Source organism: Spirillospora sp. NPDC048819, from assembly GCF_040650055.1.
GTDB lineage: Bacteria > Actinomycetota > Actinomycetes > Streptosporangiales > Streptosporangiaceae > Spirillospora.
In genome coordinates, this window is the sequence record NZ_JBEZGN010000009.1 from 1 (window position 1) to 23228 (window position 23228).

The 23228-nt window shown below is 71.5% G+C and carries 25 protein-coding genes and 1 tRNA gene; 11 read left to right on the forward strand and 15 right to left on the reverse strand.

Annotation, left to right across the window (positions count from 1 at the left end):
• Positions 1–181: 181 nt before the first annotated feature.
• Positions 182–766 carry a hypothetical protein gene (locus AB0C35_RS14805; protein WP_358455094.1) on the reverse strand — a complete coding sequence of 195 codons (585 nt, stop codon included), beginning with the start codon at positions 764–766 and terminating at the stop codon, positions 182–184.
• A gap of 37 nt (positions 767–803) precedes the next feature.
• On the opposite strand from AB0C35_RS14805, the gene AB0C35_RS14810 reads away from it, so the two are divergent.
• Positions 804–1178 (forward strand): tyrosine-type recombinase/integrase, encoded by a 375-nt coding sequence (locus tag AB0C35_RS14810; protein WP_358455097.1) that lies wholly within the window; start codon positions 804–806, stop codon positions 1176–1178.
• Positions 1179–1247: 69 nt separating this feature from the next.
• Here AB0C35_RS14810 and AB0C35_RS14815 read toward each other — a convergent pair.
• Positions 1248–1320, reverse strand: a tRNA-Thr gene (locus AB0C35_RS14815).
• Positions 1321–1479: 159 nt separating this feature from the next.
• Between AB0C35_RS14815 and AB0C35_RS14820 the strand changes: the two genes are divergently transcribed.
• From AB0C35_RS14820 to AB0C35_RS14830, 3 genes are read left to right on the forward strand one after another with little or no spacing between them, the layout of a single operon-like run.
• Positions 1480–2049 (forward strand): dihydrofolate reductase family protein, encoded by a 570-nt coding sequence (locus tag AB0C35_RS14820; protein ID WP_358455100.1) that lies wholly within the window; start codon positions 1480–1482, stop codon positions 2047–2049.
• Positions 2046–2387 carry a YciI family protein gene (locus AB0C35_RS14825; protein ID WP_358455103.1) on the forward strand — a complete coding sequence of 114 codons (342 nt, stop codon included), beginning with the start codon at positions 2046–2048 and terminating at the stop codon, positions 2385–2387. Before AB0C35_RS14820 ends, AB0C35_RS14825 begins: the two co-directional genes overlap by 4 nt.
• The gene (locus AB0C35_RS14830) at positions 2387–3559 is read left to right on the forward strand and encodes a sigma-70 family RNA polymerase sigma factor (protein WP_358455688.1); all 1173 of its coding nucleotides are present in this window, start codon (positions 2387–2389) and stop codon (positions 3557–3559) included. The genes AB0C35_RS14825 and AB0C35_RS14830 overlap by 1 nt, the downstream gene beginning before the upstream one ends.
• On the opposite strand, the gene rlmB is transcribed toward AB0C35_RS14830, so the two are convergent.
• The 6 genes from rlmB to AB0C35_RS14860 form a co-directional block, all read right to left on the reverse strand.
• A complete protein-coding gene (rlmB, locus tag AB0C35_RS14835; protein WP_358455106.1) occupies positions 3540–4457 on the reverse strand; it encodes a 23S rRNA (guanosine(2251)-2'-O)-methyltransferase RlmB in 918 nt (305 codons plus the stop codon). The genes AB0C35_RS14830 and rlmB overlap by 20 nt on opposite strands.
• 145 nt (positions 4458–4602) lie before the next feature.
• Positions 4603–6000, reverse strand: a complete 1398-nt coding sequence (gene cysS, locus AB0C35_RS14840) for a cysteine--tRNA ligase (protein WP_358455109.1) — start codon at positions 5998–6000, stop codon at positions 4603–4605.
• Positions 6001–6065: 65 nt separating this feature from the next.
• Entirely contained in the window at positions 6066–6923 is an 858-nt protein-coding gene (locus AB0C35_RS14845) for an alpha/beta hydrolase (RefSeq protein ID WP_358455111.1), read from the reverse strand.
• Complete coding sequence (locus AB0C35_RS14850; RefSeq protein WP_358455114.1) at positions 6898–8247, reverse strand: DUF6596 domain-containing protein; 1350 nt, start codon at positions 8245–8247, stop codon at positions 6898–6900. Before AB0C35_RS14850 ends, AB0C35_RS14845 begins: the two co-directional genes overlap by 26 nt.
• Positions 8244–8660, reverse strand: coding sequence for a YciI family protein (locus AB0C35_RS14855; protein ID WP_358455116.1), 417 nt, complete (start codon positions 8658–8660; stop codon positions 8244–8246). Before AB0C35_RS14855 ends, AB0C35_RS14850 begins: the two co-directional genes overlap by 4 nt.
• A 51-nt stretch (positions 8661–8711) precedes the next feature.
• On the reverse strand, positions 8712–9455 hold the full coding sequence (locus tag AB0C35_RS14860) for a DUF6585 family protein (protein ID WP_358455119.1): 744 nt from the start codon (positions 9453–9455) through the stop codon (positions 8712–8714).
• Positions 9456–9698: 243 nt separating this feature from the next.
• On the opposite strand from AB0C35_RS14860, the gene AB0C35_RS14865 reads away from it, so the two are divergent.
• The 3 genes from AB0C35_RS14865 to fahA all read left to right on the forward strand — a co-directional run bounded on the left by AB0C35_RS14865 (position 9699) and on the right by fahA (position 13076).
• Positions 9699–10877: a hypothetical protein gene (locus tag AB0C35_RS14865; protein WP_358455122.1), complete on the forward strand. Its 1179-nt coding sequence runs from the start codon at positions 9699–9701 to the stop codon at positions 10875–10877.
• A 97-nt stretch (positions 10878–10974) separates the two neighbouring features.
• Positions 10975–11862: a hypothetical protein gene (locus tag AB0C35_RS14870; protein ID WP_358455124.1), complete on the forward strand. Its 888-nt coding sequence runs from the start codon at positions 10975–10977 to the stop codon at positions 11860–11862.
• Positions 11859–13076, forward strand: coding sequence for a fumarylacetoacetase (gene fahA, locus AB0C35_RS14875; RefSeq protein WP_358455127.1), 1218 nt, complete (start codon positions 11859–11861; stop codon positions 13074–13076). The genes AB0C35_RS14870 and fahA overlap by 4 nt, the downstream gene beginning before the upstream one ends.
• A 33-nt stretch (positions 13077–13109) precedes the next feature.
• Here the strand turns inward: fahA and ispF are convergent, their stop codons facing one another.
• Both ispF and AB0C35_RS14885 read right to left on the reverse strand, forming a co-directional pair.
• A complete protein-coding gene (gene ispF / locus AB0C35_RS14880; RefSeq protein WP_358455130.1) occupies positions 13110–13577 on the reverse strand; it encodes a 2-C-methyl-D-erythritol 2,4-cyclodiphosphate synthase in 468 nt (155 codons plus the stop codon).
• 34 nt (positions 13578–13611) lie between these two features.
• Complete coding sequence (locus AB0C35_RS14885) at positions 13612–14094, reverse strand: CarD family transcriptional regulator (RefSeq protein WP_067459337.1); 483 nt, start codon at positions 14092–14094, stop codon at positions 13612–13614.
• Positions 14095–14692: 598 nt separating this feature from the next.
• On the opposite strand from AB0C35_RS14885, the gene AB0C35_RS14890 reads away from it, so the two are divergent.
• Both AB0C35_RS14890 and AB0C35_RS14895 read left to right on the forward strand, forming a co-directional pair.
• Positions 14693–15466, forward strand: a complete 774-nt coding sequence (locus AB0C35_RS14890) for a hypothetical protein (protein WP_358455133.1) — start codon at positions 14693–14695, stop codon at positions 15464–15466.
• A 160-nt stretch (positions 15467–15626) separates the two neighbouring features.
• Positions 15627–16544 carry a hypothetical protein gene (locus AB0C35_RS14895; RefSeq protein WP_358455135.1) on the forward strand — a complete coding sequence of 306 codons (918 nt, stop codon included), beginning with the start codon at positions 15627–15629 and terminating at the stop codon, positions 16542–16544.
• Between the two features lie 95 nt (positions 16545–16639).
• Here AB0C35_RS14895 and AB0C35_RS14900 read toward each other — a convergent pair whose 3' ends face one another.
• Positions 16640–17320 carry a response regulator transcription factor gene (locus tag AB0C35_RS14900; protein ID WP_358455137.1) on the reverse strand — a complete coding sequence of 227 codons (681 nt, stop codon included), beginning with the start codon at positions 17318–17320 and terminating at the stop codon, positions 16640–16642.
• Positions 17317–18651: an ATP-binding protein gene (locus tag AB0C35_RS14905; protein WP_358455139.1), complete on the reverse strand. Its 1335-nt coding sequence runs from the start codon at positions 18649–18651 to the stop codon at positions 17317–17319. The genes AB0C35_RS14900 and AB0C35_RS14905 overlap by 4 nt, the downstream gene beginning before the upstream one ends.
• 212 nt (positions 18652–18863) lie before the next feature.
• On the opposite strand from AB0C35_RS14905, the gene phoU reads away from it, so the two are divergent.
• On the forward strand, positions 18864–19523 hold the full coding sequence (phoU, locus tag AB0C35_RS14910; RefSeq protein ID WP_358455142.1) for a phosphate signaling complex protein PhoU: 660 nt from the start codon (positions 18864–18866) through the stop codon (positions 19521–19523).
• A 51-nt stretch (positions 19524–19574) separates the two neighbouring features.
• On the opposite strand, the gene AB0C35_RS14915 is transcribed toward phoU, so the two are convergent.
• From AB0C35_RS14915 to mshA, 3 genes are read right to left on the reverse strand one after another with little or no spacing between them, the layout of a single operon-like run.
• Positions 19575–20414: a phosphoglyceromutase gene (locus AB0C35_RS14915; protein ID WP_358455145.1), complete on the reverse strand. Its 840-nt coding sequence runs from the start codon at positions 20412–20414 to the stop codon at positions 19575–19577.
• A 23-nt stretch (positions 20415–20437) separates the two neighbouring features.
• The gene (locus AB0C35_RS14920; RefSeq protein ID WP_358455147.1) at positions 20438–20950 is read right to left on the reverse strand and encodes a YbjN domain-containing protein; all 513 of its coding nucleotides are present in this window, start codon (positions 20948–20950) and stop codon (positions 20438–20440) included.
• A gap of 39 nt (positions 20951–20989) precedes the next feature.
• Entirely contained in the window at positions 20990–22330 is a 1341-nt protein-coding gene (mshA, locus tag AB0C35_RS14925; RefSeq protein WP_358455150.1) for a D-inositol-3-phosphate glycosyltransferase, read from the reverse strand.
• A gap of 134 nt (positions 22331–22464) precedes the next feature.
• On the opposite strand from mshA, the gene AB0C35_RS14930 reads away from it, so the two are divergent.
• Positions 22465–23226, forward strand: coding sequence for an SDR family NAD(P)-dependent oxidoreductase (locus AB0C35_RS14930; RefSeq protein WP_358455153.1), 762 nt, complete (start codon positions 22465–22467; stop codon positions 23224–23226).
• The last annotated feature ends 2 nt before the right edge of the window (positions 23227–23228 follow it).

Genomic DNA, 23228 nt, shown 5'->3' on the forward strand with positions numbered 1-23228 from the left:
CGACGAAGAAACCACCGACCCGATCAGCTCTGACCAGGAGAAACAAGCCGCCTAACGATCACTGGCCCCTGTCCCATTTGACTTGACACCTACCGTGGGGGCGCAGTCGAAGTCGATGACGGCGACGGATCCGCGGCTGGTCTCGTAGGCGTGCCATGCGCGGATAGCGGCTTCGATTTCGTCACGCAGGTTCACGGATCACTTCCCAGCGCAGCGTCACGGCCTGGTTGGGGCGTAGGTGGTCACGGGTCAACGCCATGACGGCGTCCCGGCCGTCGATGTCCCAAACGAGGCTATCCGTGGCGGAGTTCTCCGAACCGTCCGGGTGTTCCTCGGTGGCGGTGCATCCGCCGAGGTCGATGTGGCGTTGCCGGACGCTGATCTCGTAGTGGCGGCAGTAGCGGTGCATCGATTCGCGCCAGTAGTGGTTGAGGTCGAATTTCCCGCCCGCGCAGACGTATCCGACGCGTGCCCACTCCCCCGGCCGCAGCGGCGGCGAGATCTGAAACGCGAACTTGGCGAGGTTGGTCGTGTCGTGGATGCGCTGGATGGCGGGACGCCGGTCAGTGTCGGGGACGGGCTTGATAACCAGTGGGCCGGTGGTGTGCTCGTACCACACTTCGCGGGATACGCGGGCTAATGGCTTGTCACCGAGGTTGAGCAGGTCGAAGCGGTATTCGAGCAGTGCGGCGCCGTCTTCGGCGATCTCAAGGTTGATCGACTTGCCCAGTTCGACGACGTGACCGGAGAGGCCGGCTAGCTCCACGGATTTCCTGCCGCTGCCGTCCCTCTGCTCTGCCGCGTTGCGCCTCCGGGAGACGCAGCAGCAGGCCGAGCGGGACGGTTGCGAGGAGTGGCACGGTAGCGATCTCGTCTTCACGACCAGGTGGGGCCGCCCGATCGAGCCGCGTAACGTCAACCGGGCCTTTGAGTCGCGGTGTGCCGCTGCCGGGGTCAAGGTCATCCGGGTTCACGACACGCGGCACACGTGCGGGAAGCTCCTGGCCGCGCTGGACGTCCATCCGCGCGTGGCGATGCAGATTCTCCGGCATAGCAAGATCAGCCTGACCATGGAGATCTACACCGAGGTTCCCACCGAGCAGACCAGAGCGGCGCTCAAGCGGCTCGGGGATCATCTGCGGCAGGCTGGCGACGACAGCGGCGAGACGTCTGCGTAGCTGTACTTCGCTGCTGTACCCGTTAGCAAAAAGGCCCTCTCCGAAGCTGGAGGGGGCCTTTGACGTGGGAGCCGGCGAGGGGACTTGAACCCCTAACCTTCTGTTTACAAGACAGATGCTCTGCCAATTGAGCTACGCCGGCGCGGGCTCGTCCCGCATGGTAGTCGACTTGGTGGGGGGCTCGCGCGGGGGTGTGGGGCTTGGCGGGGGTTTTTCGGGTGCGGGTGTCGATGTGGGGGGTGGGCGTTCGTGTAGTGGGTGAGAGGCCGGCGGTGGGTCGGCTGTGGTGGAGGGGAAGCTCATGGGGAAGCTCGTTCTTGTCGATCATCTGACGCTTGACGGTGTGATGCAGGCGCCCGGGCGGGCCGATGAGGATGTGCGGGACGGGTTCGCGCGCGGTGGGTGGGCCGTTCCGGGGAACGACGAGGTCATGGGGTCCGTGTTGGGGAAGGGCATGGGGCGGGGCGGGGCGCTGCTGTTCGGGCGGCGGACGTACGAGGACTTCTACGGGTTCTGGCCCCATCAGGCCGGCAGTCCGTTCACGGACGTGTTGAACCGGGCGCGGAAGTACGTGGTGTCGAGGACGTTGCCGGAGCCGTTGCCGTGGGAGAACTCGGTTCTGGTGAGGGACGTGGGGGACGTCGAGGGGATCAAGGACGAGGGGCTCATGGTGTTCGGGAGCGGGGTGCTCGCGCGGGAGCTGATGCGGCGGGGGCTCGTCGACGAGTGGCTGCTGATGATCCATCCGCTGGTGCTGGGGGCGGGGCGGCGGCTGTTCGACGGGGTCGAGGTGGGGCTGCGGCTCGTGGACTCGGTGACCACGACGACGGGGGTCGTGATCGCGACGTATCGGGGCAGGGAGGAAGCATGAGGCTGTACGCGCTGAACATGATCCAGCCGGTGGGCGAGAAGCCGCCGCCGGAGGTGCTGGAGAAGGTGATGGCGGAGCTCGGGGAGATCCGGCGTGACCTGGAGTCGCAGGAGGCGTGGGTGTTCGGGAAGGGGCTGCACGGGCCCGAGGCGAGCACGGTGGTGCGGTTGAGGGGCGACGAGGTCGTCGCGACGGACGGGCCGTGGACGGAGGGCAAGGAGTTCATCGGCGGGCTCATGATCATCGAGGTGGAGGATCTGGACGCGGCGCTGGAGGTGGCGGCCAGGTATGCGCGGGTGACGGGGCTGCCGATGGAGGTGCGGCCGTTCCAGAGCTGATCGAGAGCGTTTTCCGCGAGGAGCATGGGCGGGCCGTGGCCGTCCTGGTCCGGGTGTTCGGTGATGTCGATGTCGCCGAGGAGGCCGTTCAGGACGCGTTCGCGGAGGCGGTGCGGAGGTGGCCGGTGGACGGGCCGCCGCCCAGTCCGCCGGGGTGGATCATCACGACGGCGCGGAACAAGGCGATCGACCGGCTGCGCCGGGAGGCGGCGCGGGCGGGCAAGCAGGCGCAGGCGGTGCTGGTCGGCGAGGTCGAGCCGGTTGAGGAGGGGGCCGTGCCGGACGAACGGCTCCGGCTCATTTTCACGTGCTGCCATCCGGCGCTGGCGTTGCAGGCGCGGGTGGCGTTGACGTTGCGGCTGCTGGGCGGGCTGACGACGGCGGAGATCGCGCGGGCCTTCCTGGTGCCGGAGAAGACGATGGCGCAGCGGCTGGTGCGGGCGAAGGGGAAGATCCGGGACGCGGGGATTCCGTACCGGGTGCCGGAGGAGGCGGATCTTCCGGGGCGCCTCTCCGGGGTGCTCGCGGTCATCTACCTGGTGTTCAACCAGGGGTACGGCGGCCGGGACGATCTGGCGGCGGAGGCGGTGAGGCTCGGGCGGGTTCTGGCGGAGTTGATGCCGGACGAGCCCGAGGTTCAGGGGCTGCTCGCCTTGATGCTGCTGATCGAGTCGCGTAAGCCCGCGCGGATGGTCGACGGGGAACTGGTGCTTCTCGCCGATCAGGATCGCGGGTTGTGGGACCGCGCGCTTGTGGACGAGGGGCTGGCGCTCGTCCGGGGTTGTCTGCGGAGGAACCGGCCGGGGCCGTACCAGATTCAGGCGGCGATCAATGCGGTGCACGGTGACGCGGCACGGGTCGAGGACACGCGGTGGGACGAGATCCTGCAGTTGTACGACCAGTTGATGGCGGTGGCGCCGAGCCCGGTGGTGGCCCTCAACCGGGCTGTGGCGGTCGCCGAGGTCGAGGGCGTCGAGGCGGCTTTGGCGATCGTGGACGGGCTCGACCTCGGCCGGTACTACCTGTTCCATGCGATCCGCGCGGATCTGCTGCGGAGGCTCGGCAGGCGGCGTGAGGCCGCGGCGGCCTATGACATGGCCATTGAGCGGACGGAGAACGAGGCCGAGCTTGCCTTTCTCAAGGGGCGAAGGGTCAGGAGCGGAGGCGGCTGACCTCGTAGAGGGCGATTCCGGCGGCGACCCCAGCGTTGAGAGACTCGGCCTTCCCCGGCATCGGGATCGTGACGAGCATGTCGCACGTGTCGGCGACCAGGCGTCCGAGGCCCTTGCCTTCCGAGCCCACGACCAGGACGAACGGACCGGACGCTAGCTCCAGGTCGGCGACGGCGACGCCGCCGGCGGCGTCCAGGCCGGCGACGAAGCAGCCCGCCTTCTGGTACGCCTTGAGCTGCCGGGTGAGGTTCGTGGCCTGCGCGACGGGGACGGTGGCGAGGGTGCCGGCGGACGTCTTCCAGGCGCCCGCGTTGACCCCGGCGGCGCGGCGCTCCGGCACGACGACGCCGGCGGCGCCGAACGCGGCGGCGGACCGGACGATCGCGCCGAGGTTGCGCGGGTCGGTGATCCCGTCCACCGCGACGATCAGCGGCGCGGTCCCGACGAGCAGGTCATCGGGGTGCGCGTACCGGTACGGCTTGACCTGGAGCGCGATGCCCTGGTGGACGGCGCCGTCCGTGAGCCGGTCGAGTTCGTTCTTGCCGGTCTCCAGGAGGGGGACGCGCCGGTCGGCGGCGAGCTGGATCGACTCGCGGACGCGTTCGTCGGTGCTGGACATCACGTAGAGCGCGGTGCCGGGGACCCCCGCCCGCAGCGCCTCCACGACCGGGTTGCGGCCGGTGACGAGCTCGGGGACTTCGCCGTTCGCGCGCCGCGCACCCGCGGGGCGTCCCGCGGCACGGTCCTTGGAGTCGCCGGCCTTCGGGCGCCCGCCCGGCCCCAGCGTCTGGGTGCCGGTGCGCCTGGCGCTCTTGACGGCGCGCGCCTTCTGGCGTTTGCCGTGCCAGTGCCGGTCTTCGGCCTTGGGAGTGGGTCCCTTGCCCTTGCGCTTGGCCATTTTCTCGGTACGCCCCTCGCGACGGTTGCGGTTCGCCCTCGTCGGGCGGGTCAGGTCTCTGCGCGACGGCAGCGAACCCCCGCGAACATCCGATTTTATCCGCCGCGCACGGTGCGCAATGCAATCCGCGCGTGCCGCGGCCCTGTCAGTCGTGCTTGAGTTCCCAGCGGGGGCCCTGCGGGGTGTCCTCGACGAGGATGCCCGCGTCGGACAGGCCGTCGCGGATGGCGTCGGCGGCGGCGTAGTCCTTGCGGGCGCGGGCCGCCTGCCGCTGCTCCAGCGCGACGGCGACGAGGGCGTCCACGACGGGACGCAGGTCCTCCTCACCGGCCTGGCGCCATTCGGGGGACAGCGGGTCGATGCCGAGCACGTCCGCCATCGCCCGGACGTCCGCCAGGTGGCCGCGAACCGTGTCATGGTCGCCGGACGCGAGGGCGCTGTTCCCCTCCCGGACGGTCTCGTGCAGCACGGCCAGGGCCTGCGGGACGCCCAGGTCGTCGTCCATCGCGGCCGCGAATTCGGCGGGGACGGCGGCGGAGGGCCCGGCGGCGCCCACGACTTCCGACGCCCGCGTGACGAAGCCTTCGATGCGCTGGTAGGCGGAGACGGCCTCGGCCAGGGAGGCGTCGGTGTAGTCCATCAGCGACCGGTACTGCGCCGAGAGCAGGTAGTACCGCACCTCGACGGGACGGGCCGCGCCGAGCAGATCGGGCAGCAGCACGACGTTGCCGACGGACTTGCTCATCTTCTCGCCGTCCACGGTGAGCAGCCCGTTGTGCAGCCAGTAGCGGGCGAAGCCGTCGCCGGCGGCGCGGGACTGGGCGATCTCGTTCTCGTGGTGCGGGAAGATCAGGTCGACGCCGCCGCCGTGGATGTCGAACGTGGCGCCGAGGTACTTGGTCGCCATGGCGGAGCATTCCAGGTGCCAGCCGGGCCGTCCGGGGCCCCACGGCGTCTCCCATGTCGGCTCGCCCGGCTTGGCGCCCTTCCAGAGCGCGAAGTCGCGCGGGTCGCGCTTGACGTCCTCGTTGGGGGTGTCGCCGGCGGAGCGCATGTTCTCCAGCCGCTGGTTCGACAGCGCGCCGTACTCGTCGGCCCACGACTTGACGTCGAAGTACACGTCGCCGCCCGCCGCGTACGCGTGCCCCTTCTCGATCAGCCGGCGCATCAGCACGATCATCTCCGGGACGTGCCCGGTCGCGCGCGGCTCGACCGTCGGGGGCAGGCAGCCGAGCAGGTCGTAGCCCTGCGTGAAGACCCGCTGGTTGCCCTCGGCGACCGCGAACCACGGCACGCCCCGCTCCGCCGACACCGCGATGATCTTGTCGTCGATGTCGGTGACGTTGCGCGCGAACGTCACCTCGTAGCCGGACGCGCGAAGCCAGCGCATCAGCACGTCGTAGATGACGCCGGAGCGCAGGTGGCCGATGTGGGGTGAGGCCTGCGGCGTCGCACCGCACACGTACATCCCCACGCGGCCCTCTTCCAAGGGCTCGAACGTGCGGACGCTACGGGTACCGGTGTCGTAAAGGCGCAGACTCACAGGGCCAGGTTATTGGATCGGCGCACGACCGCGTGTGCTCTCGGCGGGGAGGGCCGCGTGTCCGGTCAGGACGCCGTGAACGTCCCGTCGAGTCTGGCCGCGAACGCCTCCGCCTCCGCCCCGAAGCCGCCGTGGTCGCCGGGGTAGGTCTCGGCCTTGATCCCGAGGCGCCCGGCCAGGATATGGGTGGCCTCGTACGGCGGCTCACCTGCGGACTCCCGCCCCGCGGCCAGGACGATCCGGGTGGACGACGCACGCAGGGCGTCGAGGTCGGGCAGCGAGCGTCCGAACGTCGGAACCTCGTATCCCACAAAGAAGTCGGTGTTCTTCTCGAAACGCGCGAACATCTCCAGCATCTCGGGATCGGGTGCGCCCGCGGCGCCGTGCCCGTCGCCTTCGCCGTCTTCGCCGCCGTCCCCGCCGCCGTCCATGCCCAGCGCCGCCCCGAACGCGGCCATCGCCGGGCCGACGCCGCCGTCCCGGTAGGCCCGTTCGACGTCCGAGAAGACGGACTCCCAGTGCGCGGTGTCCGGCAGCAGCCCGAGCAGCGACGGCTCGTGGGCGACCAGCGCCCGCACCTGCCCGGGATGACGCGCCACCAGCTCCAGCGCGATCTGCCCCCCGGAGCTGTTGCCGAACACGAACGCCGGCCCGTCCGCCACCTCGGCCAGCAGGCGGGACGCGTCGTCGGCGTGGACGTCGACGCGCTGCGGCTCCGGCGGCCCGTCGAGGGGGCTGCGCGAATTGCCGCGCCGGTCGTACGTCACGACGGTGTACCGGTCGGCGAGCAGGCCGGCGAGCCCGGCATAGCCGGCCGCGTCGTAGATCCCGCCGCAGATCAGCAGCAGGACGGGCCCGGAGCCGCGCACCTCGTAGTGCAGTGTCGCGCCGGGGACGTCAAGTGTTCGCACGGTCGTTTCCATCGTGGCTTCCTCCGTCGTCAGGTCGTGTGTCGTTGAGTCGCGCGGCGCGTGATTCGAGGTAGCGCCGCTCAGGAATGCTGGTCGTGCTGCGGGCGGCCTGCCGGTACATCTCCCGCGCGGCGCCCGCCTCGCCCGCCATTTCCAGAAGGTGGGCCCGGACGGCGGCGAGCCGGTGATGCCCGGACATGCGGTCGTCGCCGTCCAGGGACCGCAGGAGGTCGAGGCCCGCCGACGGGCCGTCCACCATCGCCAGGGCGACGGCCTCGTTCAGCGTGACCATCGGGTTCGGGGACACGTGCGCCAGCAGCCGGTAGAGCGCGAGGACCTGCGGCCAGTCGGTGTCCTCCGGCCGCGGCGCCTCCGCGTGGACGGCGGCGATCGCGGCCTGGAGCTGGTACGGGCCGGGAGGCGACCAGGTGAGGGCCTCGGTGACCAGCCCCGTCCCCTCCCGGATCGCGTCCCGGTTCCACAGCGCCCTGTCCTGCTCGGTGAGCGGGATCAGCAGGCCGTCCGGACCGCTCCGGGCCGGACGGCGGGCATCGGTGAGCAGCATCAGCGCGAGCAGCCCGGTGACCTCGCCGTCGTCCGGCAGCAGCCGGTGCAGCGCCCGGGTGAGCCTGATCGCCTCGGCGGTGAGGTCGGCGCGCTGCAGGTCAGGGCCGCTGGACGCGGTGTACCCCTCGTTGAAGATCAGGTACAGGACGTGCAGGACAGCCCGCAGCCGCTCCTCCCGCTCGTCCGGCGGCGGCATGCCGAACCGCGCCCCCGCCGCCTTGATCCGCTGTTTGGCGCGGCTGACCCGCTGCGCCATCGTCGCCTCCGGGACGAGGAACGCGCGGGCGATCTGCGCCGTGGTGAGCCCGCCGACCGCGCGCAGCGTCAGCGCGACCTGGGAGGGCGCCGACAGCGCCGGATGGCAGCACAGGAACAGCAGCGTCAGCGTGTCGTCGTGGTCACCCGGCCGGTCGTCGGCCGGACCGGGCGCCTCCCGTCCGGACGGCTCCCGGGCGAACACGGCGGCCTCCCGGTCGCGGCGGGCCCGCTCGCTGCGCCACTGGTCGGTGAGCCGCCGCGTCGCGACCGTCAGCAGCCACCCGCGCGGATTCTCCGGAACGCCGCCCCCGGCCGCGTCGTCCTGCCCCGCCTCCGTCCGCTCGGTCTCCGTCCATTGGACGGCGGCGGCGAGCAGGGCCTCCTGGACGGCGTCCTCGCAGGCGTCGAACGCCCCGTGCCCATGCCGCCGGACGAGCGTGCCGAGCACCTGCGGCGCGAGAGTGCGCAGCAGGTCCTCGATCTCCGGGGGCACGGGCACGGCCGCCGTCACATCTCCGTCCCGGACTCGTTCATGATCGCCCTGACCTCCATGTACCCGCCGAACCGCACGTCCGGCCAGCGCGCCGCGATCTCCACGGCCCGCTCGACCGACTCGCAGTCGACGGTGATGTGCCCGGCGAAGTGCTCCTTGGCCTCCAGGAACGGCCCGTCGGTCACGGCCGGCTGCCCGTCCTTCCGCCGGACGGTCTTGGTCTTGGACGGATCGGCCAGCGCGTCCCCGCCGACCAGCTCGCCCGACTCGGTCAGCTCCTTCATGATCGCGCCGACCTCGCCGAACAGCTCGTCGCGCTCCTGCTCGGTCAGCTCCTCCACGAAGCCGGGGCGGTTGTAGATCAGCAGCATGTACTTCACGTGGTCACTTCCCTCGGACTCGGGCGGCGGCCCGGACGGACCGCTCGTCACAGCAGGATCGGAGCGGCGGACGCGTTCTCGACATCCTCCGCGAAGAAATCTTCAGGAAAGTTCTGTCAGGTCCATGACCCGATGGCACAGCACGGTGAACGCCAGTGCGTCCGGCGTCTGCGCGACGACGGTCACCAGGTCCGCCCGTCCGGCGGCCGCGTGCACGGTCACCAGGCCGTTGTCGATCGTGACGTCGTCGACGGCCTGCCAGGGGAGCCGCTCACCGTCCTTCTCGACGCCGTACAGATTTACGGTGAAAGGCCCGATCCGGACGGTCTCACCCGCCTTCACCGCGGCCAGGTGCCGCGGGACGGCCCGGGCGGTCACCTCCTCGGCGACGGCCACCCCGAGCGTCCGCACGTCCGGGAGGTCATCGCCGAGCCGGAGCACGCCGCCGTCGGCCCCGACGATCGTGAAACGCCAGCGGGTGCGTCCGCCCGGACCGGTCCGCACGGCGGACACGGTGACGGAGACCAGCTCGTCCCACGTGTAGCCGGCGTCGCCGCCGGCCCCGGTGACCGAGACGCCGCCCGTGTGGAGGCGCGCGACCCGGTCGCGGAGGCGCGGAGGCTCACGCCCCACGATCCAGCCGGCGGCACCCGCGTACCCCATGGAGAGCAGCAGCGCCGGGACGCCCGCCCACCACACGCGTTCGTACAGGTAGACGATGGCCACCGGGATGAGCGCCAGCGACGCCAGGCCGAGCAGCGACAGCCAGAGCCACGTGCGGCGGTTGCCGGTCCGGCCGTCGAACGTCCGGACCGGTTCGCCGAGCCGATCCCGGGAAGCCGCCACCGTCGTGCTATCCGGCCGCGGGGGACCGCATCTCGCCTCCGGCCCTGCCGTCCGGCATCATCGCCTCCCCCGGGCACTCGACGTCCGGCGCGCGTCGCCCAAACCCGCGCTGCCCATACCGTACGTCTCCTCCCATAGCACGCGCAGCGAGAAGTGATCATTGGGAAGTGGGGAGCCACCGCCGTCCCGGGCTGGTTAATCTCGCCTGAGGACCCTCAGGCGCCCTCCCCCGGAACGAGAGACATGCCATCTGATCCCACGCGGCCCGGCGGCCTCCGGTACACCCCCGTCCAGCGGCGGCTGCTCACCGCCCTCGCCGGCCTCATCGTCGCCGCGCTGGCGGGCGGCGCCTACGCGCTGACCTACGACGTGCTCCGCGAGATGGCCCTCGCCGGCGGCGCCGGCCGCCGCTGGGCGCCGCTGTACCCGGCGATGGCGGACACGCTCACCGCGATGGCGATCCTGTCCCTCGTGATCACCCGGAACGCCCGCTGGTGGACGCGGCTGCTGCGCTGGGCGCTGCTGCTGCTCCTGGTGGCCGGGGGCGCGGCGCTGTCGGTCCAGCACTCGGTCTGGGGCTTCTCCTCGCTTCCCGACGACGCGGTCCGGGCGGGCGTCGCCGTCGCGCCGCACGTCATGCTGGTGATCGCCGTCTGGCTGTGGCTGACGATGTTCAAGCAGATCCGCGTCGCCCGCCCCGCCGCCGAGGAGATCGCGCCCGCCGAGATGCAGCGCGGCCACGTCAAGGTCCTGGAACCGGCGGCGCCGGAGCCGCTGGCCCTGGCCGCCCCGTCCGAGCCCGAGGAGCCCGAACCGCGGTCGCCCCTGGCCTTCCTGGACGACCCCGAGCCGGAGCCGGAGCCGCTCATTCCCTTCGCCCCCGACCCGGCCGCGCAGGAAACGGCCTCAGCCGAGCCCACTGCCGCGGACGAGTTGGCCGCCCGCGAACAGGCGGCCGCGTTCGAGACCGCCGACGCTGACGAGAGCGCAACGGAGAGCACCACGGGTGACGGCGCGCCGCGAGAGCCCGCGGGATACGAGGGGTTCGTGGTCGAGCGGAGCCTGTCGTCGGAGCCGGCGCCGCCGCTGGACGCACTGCCGGAGCCGAGGCCGCCGCTGGACGCACTGCCGGAGCCTGCGGTCACCCCGCCCCCGCTGCTCCCCACGGACGTCGAGCTGGTCAGGAGCCGTGACCGTGACGAGGCGGAGGACCGTCCGGTCGCTTCGACGACGCGTCCCGACATCGTGATGCCCGCGGCGTACGGCGCGGAGGAGGACGATCACGACACGGCGCCCTCCGATCGCGCCGAGGACCCCGACGCCGGTGAGCACCCGGGCGGCGAAGACCACGAGCCGGCCAAGGACTGGAACCCACCGCCGTCAGGCAGCTTCCGCAGCGGCCCCACCCCACCCGCCGACTGAACCAGACCAAGTAACCACACACCCGCAAAGCCACCACAAAGCGCGACGTCACCCACAAACGACGTGAGGTGGGGCGTTCCGGGGGTACTGACCGGGCATGAGCGGCCTACTCGCTCGGCTCATCGACGACGCCGCGCTCTTCCCGCCGGAACGCGCTCCGATGGACGAGGCTCTGTCCGGACATCGCGCCGCCGTCGGCGCGGGCGCACGCCGGGCCGGCGGTGATCCGCTCGTCGGACGGTTCCTGTGCCCCGCGTCGCGGTTCGCCGAACTGCGGACCCATCTCGTCCCCGAGGACCTTCTCGACCTCGGCGTCATCGCCGACACGGGTGTCGAGGAGCTTCCGAAGACCCTGGACGCGGTCCGCGCCGAGCCCCGCGTCCGGCCGTCGTCCGTGGAGATCGCGCTGCCCCGGGACGCGGACCAGGCGCGGGCCGCCGCCGTGACGATCGCCAGGCTCCCCTCCGACATACCGGCGCGCATCGAGGTGCGGCGCGCACCGGGGTGGCTGCACGCGCTCGACCGCATCACCGCGGCCCGCGACTCCGCACAGAGCGTGCCTGACCGCGGTGCCGCGCTCGGGGCGAAGTACCGCGTGGGCGGACCGGTGACCGATGAGGCTCCCGGTTCGGACGAGCTCGCGGCCTTCATCGCGGCCTGCGCGGAACGCGATCTGGCGTTCACGTGCGCGGCCGGGCCCGATCACGCCTTCCGGGAGGCGTCCCGCCACGGCTTCCTGAACGTGCTGCTGGCCACGGCCTGCGCGGCGGCGGGCGAGCACGAGCGCGACGTCCGGCGAACGCTCGAACGCACCGACGCCGCCGGCCTCGCACACGATCTGCTGGCGCTGACCGAGGACGAGGCGCGGGCGGCCCGCCGGCTGCTGACCGCGTTCGGTACCTCCGACGTCCGCGGGGCCCGGGCGGATCTGGTGACCGCGGGCCTGATCAGAACGCCGGACACTGGGGAAGATATGTCTCCATGACGTCCGTTTCGTGGGTTGAGGTGGATGAGAACGGCGGCTTCGGCGTCGAGAACCTGCCGTACGGTGTCTTCGCGCGGCCGGGAGAGCTTCCCCGCGTCGGCGTGGCCATCGGCGATCATGTCCTCGACCTGGCGGAGATGTCCGCCGCGGGCCTGGTGGACGATCGCCGCTACTTCGCGTCCGGGTCGCTGAACGCCTTCATGGTGGCCGGACGCGCCGTCTGGGAGAGCAACCGCGCCCGCCTCGTCGAACTGCTCACCGACGAGGCGTACCGGGAGCGGGTGGAGCCGCATCTGATCCCCGTCTCGGACGTGGAACTGCTGCGGCCCTTCGAGGTCGCCGACTTCGTCGACTTCTTCTCCTCCGAGCACCACGCGACGAACACGGGACGGATCTTCCGCCCGCACGGCGAGCCGCTGACGCCCAACTGGAAGCGGCTGCCGGTCGCCTACCACGGGCGCTCCGGCACGGTCTACCCGTCCGGGACGCCGATCATCCGGCCGTCCGGGCAGCGCAGGACCCCGGGCGACCCCGAGCCGTCGTACGGGCCGTCGATGCGGCTCGACTTCGAGGCGGAGGTCGGGTTCGTCGCGGGCGTCCCGTCCGTGGCCGGGCACCGCGTCCCGGCCGAGGCCTTCCGCGACCACGTGTTCGGGTTCGTGCTGGTGAACGACTGGAGCGCCCGCGATCTGCAGGCGTGGGAGTCGCAGCCGCTCGGGCCGTTCCTCGGCAAGTCGTTCGCGACGTCGGTCTCGACGTGGGTGGTGCCGGTCGCGGCGCTGGAGCCGGCGCGCGTGCCGCCGCCCGTCCAGGACCCGGTTCCGCTTCCCTATCTGCGTTCCGAGGAGCCGTGGGGGCTGGACCTGCACCTGGAGGTCCTGATCAACGGCCAGGTGGCCGCGCGGCCGCGGTTCGCGTCGATGTACTGGACGCCGCCGCAGCAGCTCGCGCACGCCACGGTCAACGGCGCTCCGCTGCGCACCGGGGACCTGTTCGCCTCGGGAACGGTCTCGGGCCCTGAACGCGACCAGCGCGGCTGCATGCTGGAGCTCAGCTGGAACGGGCAGGAGCCCCTGGAGCTGGACGACGGGACCAAGCGCACGTTCCTGGAGGACGGCGACACCGTCACCATCCGCGCCCAGGCCCCGGGATCGTCCGGCTCCCGCATCACGCTGGGCGAGGTGACCGGCACCGTCCACCCCGCCCGCCCATGATCCCGTGGGGTCGCGGCGAAGACCGGGTGGAGGTCAGGTCGGGACGACTAGGGCGTTTGCCATGGCGGCCAGGCCCTCGCCCCGGCCCGTGAGCCCCAGGCCGTCGGTCGTCGTGGCCGAGATCGCGACCGGGGCGCCGCCGAGGGCCTCGGCCAGGACCTTCTCGGCCTCCGCCCGGCGTTTGCCGATCTTGGGCCGGTTGCCGATGACCTGGACGGCGACGTTGCCGATGGTGAAGCCGGCCTCGTGCACGAGGCGGGCGACCTCTCTGAGGAGGGTGACGCCGGAGGCGCCCGACCAGCGCGGGTCGTCGGTGCCGAAGACGGCACCGAGATCCCCGAGGCCGCAGGCCGACAGCAGTGCGTCGCAGGCGGCATGGGCGGCGACGTCGCCGTCGGAGTGCCCGGCGAGCCCGTGCCCTTCGCCGGGCCATTCGAGCCCGGCCACCCACAGCGGGCGCGGCTGCGACGAGAACGGGTGGACGTCGGTACCGACGCCCACCCGTGGAAGCTTCGCGCTCAACTCGTCCGGCCGATCAGCTGGCCAGCACCTCGTCGAGCAGGGCCTCCGCCTTGTCCTCGTTGGTCTTCTCCGCGAGCGCGAGCTCGCTGACCAGAATCTGGCGCGCCTTGGCGAGCATGCGCTTCTCACCCGCCGAGAGGCCGCGCTCCTTGTCGCGCCGCCACAGGTCGCGGACGACCTCGGCGACCTTGTTCACATCGCCGGAGGCGAGCTTCTCAAGGTTCGCCTTGTACCGGCGGGACCAGTTGGTGGGTTCCTCGGTGTAAGGGGCGCGAAGCACCTCGAACACCTTCTCCAGACCCTCCTGGCCGACGACGTCGCGGACACCCACGTCCTCAACGTTTTCGACCGGGACCTGCACTGTCAGGTCGCCCTTGTCGACCTTCAAGACCAGATAGGTCTTTTCCTCACCTTTGATGGTGCGAGTCTCGATGGCCTCGATCCGAGCAGCCCCATGGTGGGGGTAGACGACGGTGTCGCCGACCTGGAAAGTCATGTGACAAGTACCCCTTCCGCTAGAACCAGGGTACCACGGAAACCAGCGTGGCCGAACCGACGTTCTAGACATTTGCGCAGGTCAAGCTGCATATTGGGGTATTGACAAAGCCCTTTAATGGTGCATCGCCAACCAGTTCCCCGTACTCAGGGTAGCCGAAGGAGCACCCTGATCCCACCGCGCGACCCTTACCGGTAAGCGGCCCCGGTGACAAGCCTCCCCCCTGCCGGCCTCGCGGATGCGGCCCATACTGGAGGTGAGCAAGCCGGGCGCTGCGGGTACGAAGCGGCCGGAAGCCCCGAATGGGACGGCAACCCACGGGAACCACCCCTTAACGGGACGGCGTCCCGGCGGACGCCGGCCCAGCGGAACGGCGCCCCGCGGACGCCGGCCCGCGGAGACGGCGCTCCGGCCGGTCGACGCCCGGCCGGGACGGCGGCCCTCGGGGGGCCGGTGCGGAACGGCGGTCGATCGAATCGGCGTCCCGGCGGGACGGAACGCCGATCCGGTGGGACGGTGGGACGGTGATCCGTGCGGACCGCGGCCCGGGAGGACGGGCGGCGGCGGACGTCGGCGGAACCGGGATGGGAGGTGCGGCGTGAGACCGGACGGCGGCGACCCGGAGCCCGACGACTACGGGCTTCCCCGCATTGACGTCGTCGTGCCCGATGACGCCCGCGAACTCGAGCGCGACATGCTCGCCTACCGCCGTGAGGAACGCCGCCGGCGGCGCAGGGCGCGGGCCCGCCGCCTCACCCGTCCGGTGACCCGGTTCGGCGTCGCCATCCCGATCATCGCGGGGGCGCTGCTGATCGCGCTGCTCAGCGGCGCGCTGATGACCGCGTTCGGGCCGAAGCCGACGCCGCGTCCCACGGGCGCCCAACTGGCGCCGCGCCCTTCCGCGAGCCCCGGCGACGTCGGCGGGCTCCTGCCGGACCGCGACGTCGACCTGGTGACCGGCGAGCGGACGGTCACGCCGCTGCGCGACCTGCGTCCGGGCGTCATCGGCATCGTCCCTCCCGCGTACGAGTGCGAACGTGTCGTCGCGGAACTCGCGGGCAGGACGCAGGAGAACGTGCTGAACTTCTGGCTGGTCGCCGACCCGCGTCCGGCCGGCGAGAAGAAGGGGACGTCCCTGAAGGAACTGAGGGCGTGCGCGGGCAGCGCCCATTACGGAACACCGCTGATCCTCGAAGACCGCGAGGGCGTCCTCGCGAAGGCGTACGCGCCGGCGCCCGGCTCGCCGGGTGCGGCCGCTCCCGGCCTCACCGCCGTGTTCGTGCAGCCGGACGGCGTGGTCAACGAGGTCGTCCAGAGGCCCAAGGCCGGGCCGGAACTCACCGACAAGGTCCGGGCACTGGGGTCCGGCTGACGGTTCGGGTGTGTCCGCCCGGAAAATGAGCGTGTCGGCGACCCCCGGGCGGGACTTGCGGCCGGGCCTCGCTAGGCTTCCTCTGGCGTATCTCACGCCACTCTCACAACTTTCAGACGCCAGCCTTTGCTGAACGACACTTCGCAAGGAGACCGACGCCGTGATCCGAAACAGCCGCCGAATGGTCACGCTCGCCGTCGCGGCCGCCGTCGCCATCGCGCCGGTGATCACCGGTTGCGGCGCCGGCACGGATGCTCAGTCGGCCGCCCCCACCCGGCTGACCGAAGGCGTCAACGTGTCGGTGCCGAAGGGCGACCCGGCGGTGCAGATCGCCCTGCGCAACATGTTCGTGCTGGGACCGAAGCCCGGCGACCCCGTCCCGGCGGGCTCGTCGCTGGCACTGTACGGCGTGATGATCAACGAGATCGAGGGCAGGCAGGACCGGCTCGTCTCCGTCTCCTCGCCGCTCTTCGGCTCGGCGAGGATCGACGGCGGCGGGATCGTGCTGCCGCCCGCCTCACCGGACGGCACGGGCAGCCTGACCAAGCTGATCGGCGATGCGGCGGCGACGCCCAGTCCCACGCCTCCGGCCCAGACCGGGCAGCCGACGGCGACGCCGGAGCCCACCGGCCCCGGCGCCACATCGGAGGCGACCTCCAGCCCGACGTCCGGCAACACCGGCGGCCCGGAGAGCCCTCCCCCGGTCATCTCGGGTAAGGGGCAGCCGCGGGTGGTGCTGACCGGCCTCAGCAAGGACCTGCTCGCCGGGGCCCCGATCACGGTGCGGATGCAGTTCGAGAAGGCCGGTGCCGTGGAGTTCCAGGTGCCGCTGATCCCGCAGCAGGGCGACTACAGCACCTACCCCCTGCCCACACCCGCAGGCGGGACGCAGGCGTCGCCGGGCGCCACGGGCGGCCCGCAGCCGTCCCCGGGCACCGAGCCGGCCCAGCCGGAGGCGTCCGCGTCTCCGGGCGCCTCCCAGTCTCCGGGCGCCTCCCAGTCTCCGGGCGCTTCGCAGTCTCCGGGCGCCTCGCAGTCCCCCGGCGGCGAGCAGTCCCCGGGCGCGGCCGGCCACTGATCCCGGCCCCGCACCGCGAGGACGGCACCCGTCGGACAGAACAAGAAGAACGGCCCGCAAGGCACTCTCGCCTTACGGGCCGTTCTCCGTGCTGATCAGGGCTCGAACTTGTAGCCCAGGCCGCGGACGGTGACGATGTAGCGCGGCGAGGACGGGACTTCCTCGATCTTGGCGCGGAGGCGCTTGATGTGCACGTCCAGCGTCTTGGTGTCCCCGACGTAGTCGGCGCCCCACACGCGGTCGATCAGCTGCATCCGGGTCAGAACGCGGCCGGCATTGCGCAGCAGCACCTCCAGCAGCTCGAACTCCTTGAGCGGAAGCTGGACGGGTTCGCCGGCGACGCTGACCACGTGCCGTTCGACGTCCATCCGGACGGGACCGGCCTCCAGCGTCGCGGGCGACACCTCCTCGACCTCGCCCTGGCGGCGCAGGACGGCCCGCATCCGGGCGATCAGCTCGCGCGTCGAGAACGGCTTGGTGACGTAGTCGTCGGCGCCGAGTTCCAGGCCGACGACCTTGTCGACCTCGCTGTCCTTGGCGGTCAGCATGATGACGGGGACGCTGGACTTGGCGCGCAGCTCCCGGCACACCTCCGTGCCGGGCAGTCCGGGGAGCATCAGGTCGAGGAGCACGAGGTCGGCGCCGTTGCGCTCGAAGATGTCCAGCGCGTCGGGGCCGGTGGCGGCGACGGCCACCTCGAAGCCCTCCTTGCGCAGGTTGTACGACAGTGCGTCGCTGAACGACTCTTCGTCTTCCACGACGAGCACGCGGGTCACGGTGTTGCCTCCCGGACGGTGTTCTGGGTGTCTTCCTCTACGTCCGCGTCTTCCGCCGCGTCCGCCTGTCTTCTCGTGTCCGCCGCGTCACCGGGCGCCGCGTTTCCCGCGGCCGCGTCTCCTCCGGCCGCGGGGTCCCGGTGCTCTGCGGGGTCTCTTCCCGCGTCCGCGCCGGCGGGGCCGGGCTGGACGGTGACGTCGAGCAGCGGCAGCCGGATCGTGAACGTCGACCCGTGCCCCTCCTTGCTCCACACGGTCACGTCCCCGCCGTGCTTGCTGGTGACGTGCTTGACGATGGCGAGCCCGAGGCCGGTGCCTCCGGTCTGCCGGGACCGGGCGGGATCGACCCGGTAGAAGCGCTCGAAGATCCGCTCCACCTCGCCGTCGGGGATGCCGATGCCCTGGTCGGTCACGTTGACCTCGACATGCCGGTCGTCGCACATCCGGGTCGCGACGACGACCCGGGTGTTCTCCGGGCTGTACGCGACGGCGTTGTCGACCAGGTTGCGGAGGGCGGTGACGAGGAGTTCCTGGTCCCCGCGCACCCGCAGGCCGTCCTCGCCGCCGACGGTCAGCTCGATGTCCTTGGCGGACGCCTTGAACTGGCAGCGCTCCAGCGCCTCGGCGGCCACCTCGTCCAGCGTGACGGGGCGCAGGTCCGGGAGCGGCTCGTCGCCCTGGACGCGCGACAGCGTCATCAGATCCTGGACGAGGTTGGTCAGCCGCACCGACTCGTACTGCATCCGGCCGGCGAACCGCCGGATCGCCTCGGGGTCGTCGGCGGCGTTCTCGACCGTCTCCGCGAGCAGCGACAGTGCGCCGACGGGGGTCTTGAGCTCGTGGCTGACGTTCGCCACGAAGTCGCGCCGGATCGCCTCGGTGCGGTGCATGTCGGTGAGGTCCTCGGCCAGCACCAGGACGAGCCCGTGCGAACCGAGCGGGGCCACCCGCACCGCGAACCAGCGTCCGTCGGCGCGGCTCCGCGCGCCCGTCGGCCCGACCTGGATCTCGGTCTCGCGGATCTCCCCGTCCCGCCGGACGAGCCGGGCCATCGCCAGCACCTCGTCCACCATGAGCCGGTCGCCGCTGACCATGCCGAACGCCCGCGCGGCCGAACTGGCGCGCAGGACGCGGTCCTCGCCGTCCACCACGACGGCGGACGACCGCAGGACGCTGAGCACCGAGGCGACGCCGGGCGGCAGACCGCCCACCGGCGCCGCCGGAACCGCCGTCTTCCCGGCCCGCTCGCTCACTCGCACCGCCAATCCGGTCGCGAGCCCGATCGCGAGCCCGGCGAGGCCCGTCAGGATCGCGATAATCTCGACCTCCACACCACGGATCGTAAGCGGCATCCGGACCCCTCCCACCCGGAGGCGCTGGTCACGGCGATCTCGTTCCCCGAAAGTTCACCTTCTCATCCAGGCCCGTTCATGCCCGCAAGGCAGGCTGTGGCGTGGGCGAGTCCGTCCCGACGCCCCGGGCGGCCCCCGGAAACGCCCCGAACCCCGCCCGTTTCGCCCCATTCGCTCCGAAGGATTCTGAATTGCGCGACGCTTATCACGAGGAGCTCGACTCCCTCGCCGACCGGCTGGTGGAGATGACCCGCCTCGTCCGCTCCGCGATGGCCCGCGCGGTGACCGCGCTCCTGGACGCCGACCTGCGCCTGTCCGAGGAGGTCATCAGCGGGGACGAGCACGTCAACAAGATCGACGCGGAGATCGAGGAGATCGTCTTCGACCTCATGGCCCGGCAGCAGCCCGTGGCCGGCGACCTGCGCACCCTCATCACCACGCTGCGGATGAGCGGCGACCTCGAACGGATGGGCGACCTCGCCGTCCACATCGCCAAGACCGCCCGCCGCCGGCACCCCGAGTCCGCCGTCCCGCCCGAACTGCAGGCCACCGTCCTGGAAATGGGGCAGATCGCCGAGCGCATGATCGCCAAGGCGGGCAGCGTCATCGCGTCGCAGGACGTCGAGATGGGGCTGGAACTGGACAGCGACGACGACCAGATGGACCGCCTGCACCGCCGCCTCTTCGACCTTCTCCTGTCGCCCAAGTGGAAGCACGGCGTCGAACCGGCGGTCGACATCACCCTCGCCGGCCGCTATTTCGAACGCTTCGCCGACCACGCCGTCCACGTGGCGGAGAACGTCGTCTACCTGGTCACGGGACAGCGCCCCGAAGAGATCACCGAGCTCTGAGGCGCCGCCCGCGTGCGGAGGGGCCACCGCTCCGGGCGGCCCCTCACCCGGCTACTTCCTCCTGCCGCGCCTGGGCTTGGCCTTGGACTTGGCGTCCTTGGCGTCCTTCGGGAGCGGCGGGGTGGGCGGCTTGGGGCCGTCCTTCTTCGCGGCGCCCTGGTTCTTGACGGCTTCGATGGCGGCCTTGGCGGCGGCCGGGTCGAGGTACTCGCCGCCGCGCTTGAGGGGGGCGAAGTCGTCGTCGAGTTCGTAGACCAGCGGGATGCCGGTGGGGATGTTGAGGCCGACGACCTGCTCGTCGGAGAGGTCGTCCAGGTGCTTGACCATGCCGCGCAGGGAGTTGCCGTGGGCGGCGACCAGGACGGTCTTGCCGGCCGCCAGGTCGGGGACGATCGCGTCGTACCAGTACGGGAGGAAGCGGTCGACGACGTCGGCGAGGCACTCCGTGCGCGGGATCAGCTCGGAGGGGAGTTCGGCGTAGCGGAGGTCGTTCACCTGGGACAGCGGGTCGTCGTCCTTGATGGGCGGCGGCGGGGTGTCGTAGGAGCGGCGCCAGGTCATGAACTGCTCTTCGCCGAACTCCTCGCGCGTCTGAGCCTTGTTCTTGCCCTGGAGGGCGCCGTAGTGGCGCTCGTTGAGCCGCCAGGAGCGCTTGACGGGGATCCAGAGGAGGTCGGCCACGTCCAAGGCGATGTTGGCGGTGCGGATGGCCCGCTTCAGCAGGGAGGTGTGCACCACGTCGGGGGTGATGTCGGCGTCGAGCAGCAGATCGCCGCCCTTGGTCGCCTCACCCTCGCCCTTCGCGGACAGGTCGACGTCCACCCAGCCGGTGAACAGCCCTTCCGCGTTCCAGACGCTTTCGCCATGCCGGAGCAATACCAGGGTCGCCATGGCATCAGAGCCTATCGGCCCGGTCAGGGTCGCCGGCCGTCGGCGGGGTCGCGGTTGGCGGGGTCGGCGAAGGAGGCGAAGGCCTGGAGGTTGGCGAGGCTTTCGCCGCGCTTGACGCGCCAGTCCCATTCGCGCTGGATGGACGTCTTGAACCCGCGTTCGAGGGCCTTGTCGAAGTTCTCGTCGGAGTAGGTGAGGACGCAGCCGAGGAGACGGTCGATCTCGTCCGGGGACACCGACTCCAGGGGGACCCTCCCGACGAGGTGGACGTCGCCGACGTCGTCCAGGGCGAAGGCGACCCCGTACATGCGGCCGTTCTTCTCCAGGAGGAAGCGGTAGAACTCGGCGTGGTTCTCGTCCGGGCGGCGGCAGAAGAACGCCTCGACGTGCAGGCTGTGCTCGCCGACGATCAGCCAGGTCATGGTGGCGAGCTTGTGCTGCCCGGGGAGCTTGACGAAGAACGCGTTCTCGCGGGGTTCGTCGAACTCCAGCTCGGCGGCCTCCAGGGTCTGCCTGATGGTCTCAACCTGGTTCACACCTGGCTCCTCGCGGGGAACGCCCCCGGTTCACGTCGCTCATGCCGTGACCTCCGCGGTGACGGGTGCGGCCCGGACGGCCGGAATCGACATGGCTCCGGTATACACGGCGCCGCTGTACACATCGAGGAGGTTGTCGACCGTGGCGTCCCATCCGAAGCTGTGCCCGTGCCGGACGGCGCCGCGGGAGAGCCGGGCGTGCAGTCCGGGTTCGGCGTGCAGGCGGCGCAGGACGGCGGCGTAGTCGGCGGGATCGTGGCCGCGTATCAGGACGCCGGAGTCGCCGTCGGCGACGGCGGTGCACAGGCCGCCGACGCGGGACGCGACGACGGGCGTCCCGCAGGCCTGGGACTCGACGGCGACGAGGCCGAACGACTCGCTGTGCGACGGGACGACGGTGACGTCCGCGGCCCGGTACCAGTCGGCCAGCTCGGCCTGCGGGCTCGGGGGTTCGAAGCGCATGACGTCGCTGATGCCGAGTTCGGCCGCGAGGTTCTGCAGGCCCTCGGGGCGGCATCGTCCGGAGCCGCTCGGGCCCCCGACGACGGCGACGACGAGCTGGGCGCGCAGGGACGGGTCGTCCGCGAGCATGCGGGCGACCGCGCGGAGCAGGACGTCCGGTGCTTTGAGCGGCTGGATGCGGCCGACGAACAGCAGCACGTACGCGTCGCGGGGCAGGCCGAGGCGGCGGCGGGCGGGCCCCGTCCGGTGCGGGAGCAGTCCGGCGCCGCGGGCCAGGAGGGGCGATTCGGGGCGGAACAGGGACAGGTCGACGCCGGGGCTGACGGTCGCGACGCGGGAGGGGTCGGCGCCGTACAGGTCGACGAGCTCATCGGCTTCTTTGCCGGTGTTGGCGATGAGCTGGTCGGACGATGCGACGACCTGCTCCTCGCCGAGGACGCGCTCGGCGGGTTCGGCCTTGTCGCCGTCCGCGAGCGCCGCGTTCTTCACTTTGGCCATGGTGTGCATGGAGTGGACGAGCGGGACGCCCCAGCGCTGCTTCGCGGCCCAGCCCGCCTGGCCGGACAGCCAGTAGTGGGTGTGGAGGAGGTCGTAGTGGCCGGGGTCGTGTGCCGCCTCGACGCGCAGGACGCCGGAGGTGAAGCCGCACAGGTGCCGGGGTAGTTCGGTCTTGTCCAGTTCCTCGAACGGCCCGGCGATGACGTTGCGGACGAGGACGCCCGGGGCCAGCTCGACGACGGGGGGCATGGCGCGGCAGGTCGCACGGGTGAAGATGTCGACTTCGACGCCGCGGGCGGCGAGGCGCTTGGCCACCTCGACGATGTAGACGTTCATGCCGCCGGCGTCGCCGGTACCCGGTTGATCGAGGGGGGAAGTATGAACACTGACCGTCGCAACCCGGTTGATACGACGCGACACCGGACACCACCTCCGGTAGTGCAACCTATCGACCGCGTTTGGTGTTCCCTCGGTTAGGGGGCCAACCGTCACTTGTCGCCACAGTGACCGACCTCACCGGGAATTCACGCCTCCGGGCCTGGGAGGCTTGGTCCATGCGCAAGACCGCAGTAGTGACCGGAGCAAGCAGTGGAATCGGGGCCGCCACGGGCAGGCGCCTCGCGGCGGAGGGCTTCAACGTCGTGCTCGCCGCGCGGCGCCGGGACCGCCTGGACGCCCTCGCCGAGGAGATCACCGAGAGCGTGCCGGGCGCCGGCAAGGTCGTCCCGTTCAAGCTGGACGTGACCTCCCAGGAGTCGGTGGACGCCCTCGCGGCCGCGGTCGACGGCTGCCACGTGCTGGTCAACAACGCCGGCGGCGCCATCGGCCTCGACCCCGTCGCCGCCTCGGACCTGGGCGAGTGGCAGGCGATGTACGACACCAACGTCCTCGGGCTGGTGCGCGTCACCAAGGCGCTGCTGCCCAAGCTGATCGAGAGCGGCGCCGGGCACATCGTCAACGTCACCTCGCTCGCCGCGCACGTCCCGTACGAGGGCGGCGGCGGCTACAACGCGGCCAAGCACGCCGCCTACGCCGTCAACGACGTGATGCGGCTCGAACTGGTCGCCGAGCCCGTCCGCATCACCGAGATCGCCCCCGGCCTGGTGAAGACGGAGGAGTTCTCGCTGGTCCGGTTCCACGGGGACGAGGAGAAGGCCGCCAAGCCGTACGAGGGCGTCCCCGAGCCGCTGGTCGCCGAGGACGTCGCCGACTGCGTGGCGTGGGCCGTCACCCGTCCCCCGCACGTCAACATCGACCGCATCGACGTCCAGCCGCGCGTCCAGGCGGCCCCCCACAAGCTGCACCGCGAGCGGTAGCC

Bases quoted from the DNA above. Each gene is read 5' to 3' on its own strand.
- AB0C35_RS14865 (WP_358455122.1), top strand. From the start codon at position 9,699: ATGCCATCTGATCCCACGCGGCCCGGCGGCCTCCGGTACACCCCCGTC.
- AB0C35_RS14885 (WP_067459337.1), bottom strand. From the start codon at position 14,094: ATGACTTTCCAGGTCGGCGACACCGTCGTCTACCCCCACCATGGGGCT.
- AB0C35_RS14930 (WP_358455153.1), top strand. From the start codon at position 22,465: ATGCGCAAGACCGCAGTAGTGACCGGAGCAAGCAGTGGAATCGGGGCC.
- rlmB (WP_358455106.1), bottom strand. From the start codon at position 4,457: ATGGCCAAGCGCAAGGGCAAGGGACCCACTCCCAAGGCCGAAGACCGG.
- AB0C35_RS14915 (WP_358455145.1), bottom strand. From the start codon at position 20,414: ATGGCGACCCTGGTATTGCTCCGGCATGGCGAAAGCGTCTGGAACGCG.
- AB0C35_RS14845 (WP_358455111.1), bottom strand. From the start codon at position 6,923: ATGGAAACGACCGTGCGAACACTTGACGTCCCCGGCGCGACACTGCAC.
- AB0C35_RS14870 (WP_358455124.1), top strand. From the start codon at position 10,975: ATGAGCGGCCTACTCGCTCGGCTCATCGACGACGCCGCGCTCTTCCCG.
- AB0C35_RS14820 (WP_358455100.1), top strand. From the start codon at position 1,480: ATGGGGAAGCTCGTTCTTGTCGATCATCTGACGCTTGACGGTGTGATG.
- AB0C35_RS14825 (WP_358455103.1), top strand. From the start codon at position 2,046: ATGAGGCTGTACGCGCTGAACATGATCCAGCCGGTGGGCGAGAAGCCG.
- fahA (WP_358455127.1), top strand. From the start codon at position 11,859: ATGACGTCCGTTTCGTGGGTTGAGGTGGATGAGAACGGCGGCTTCGGC.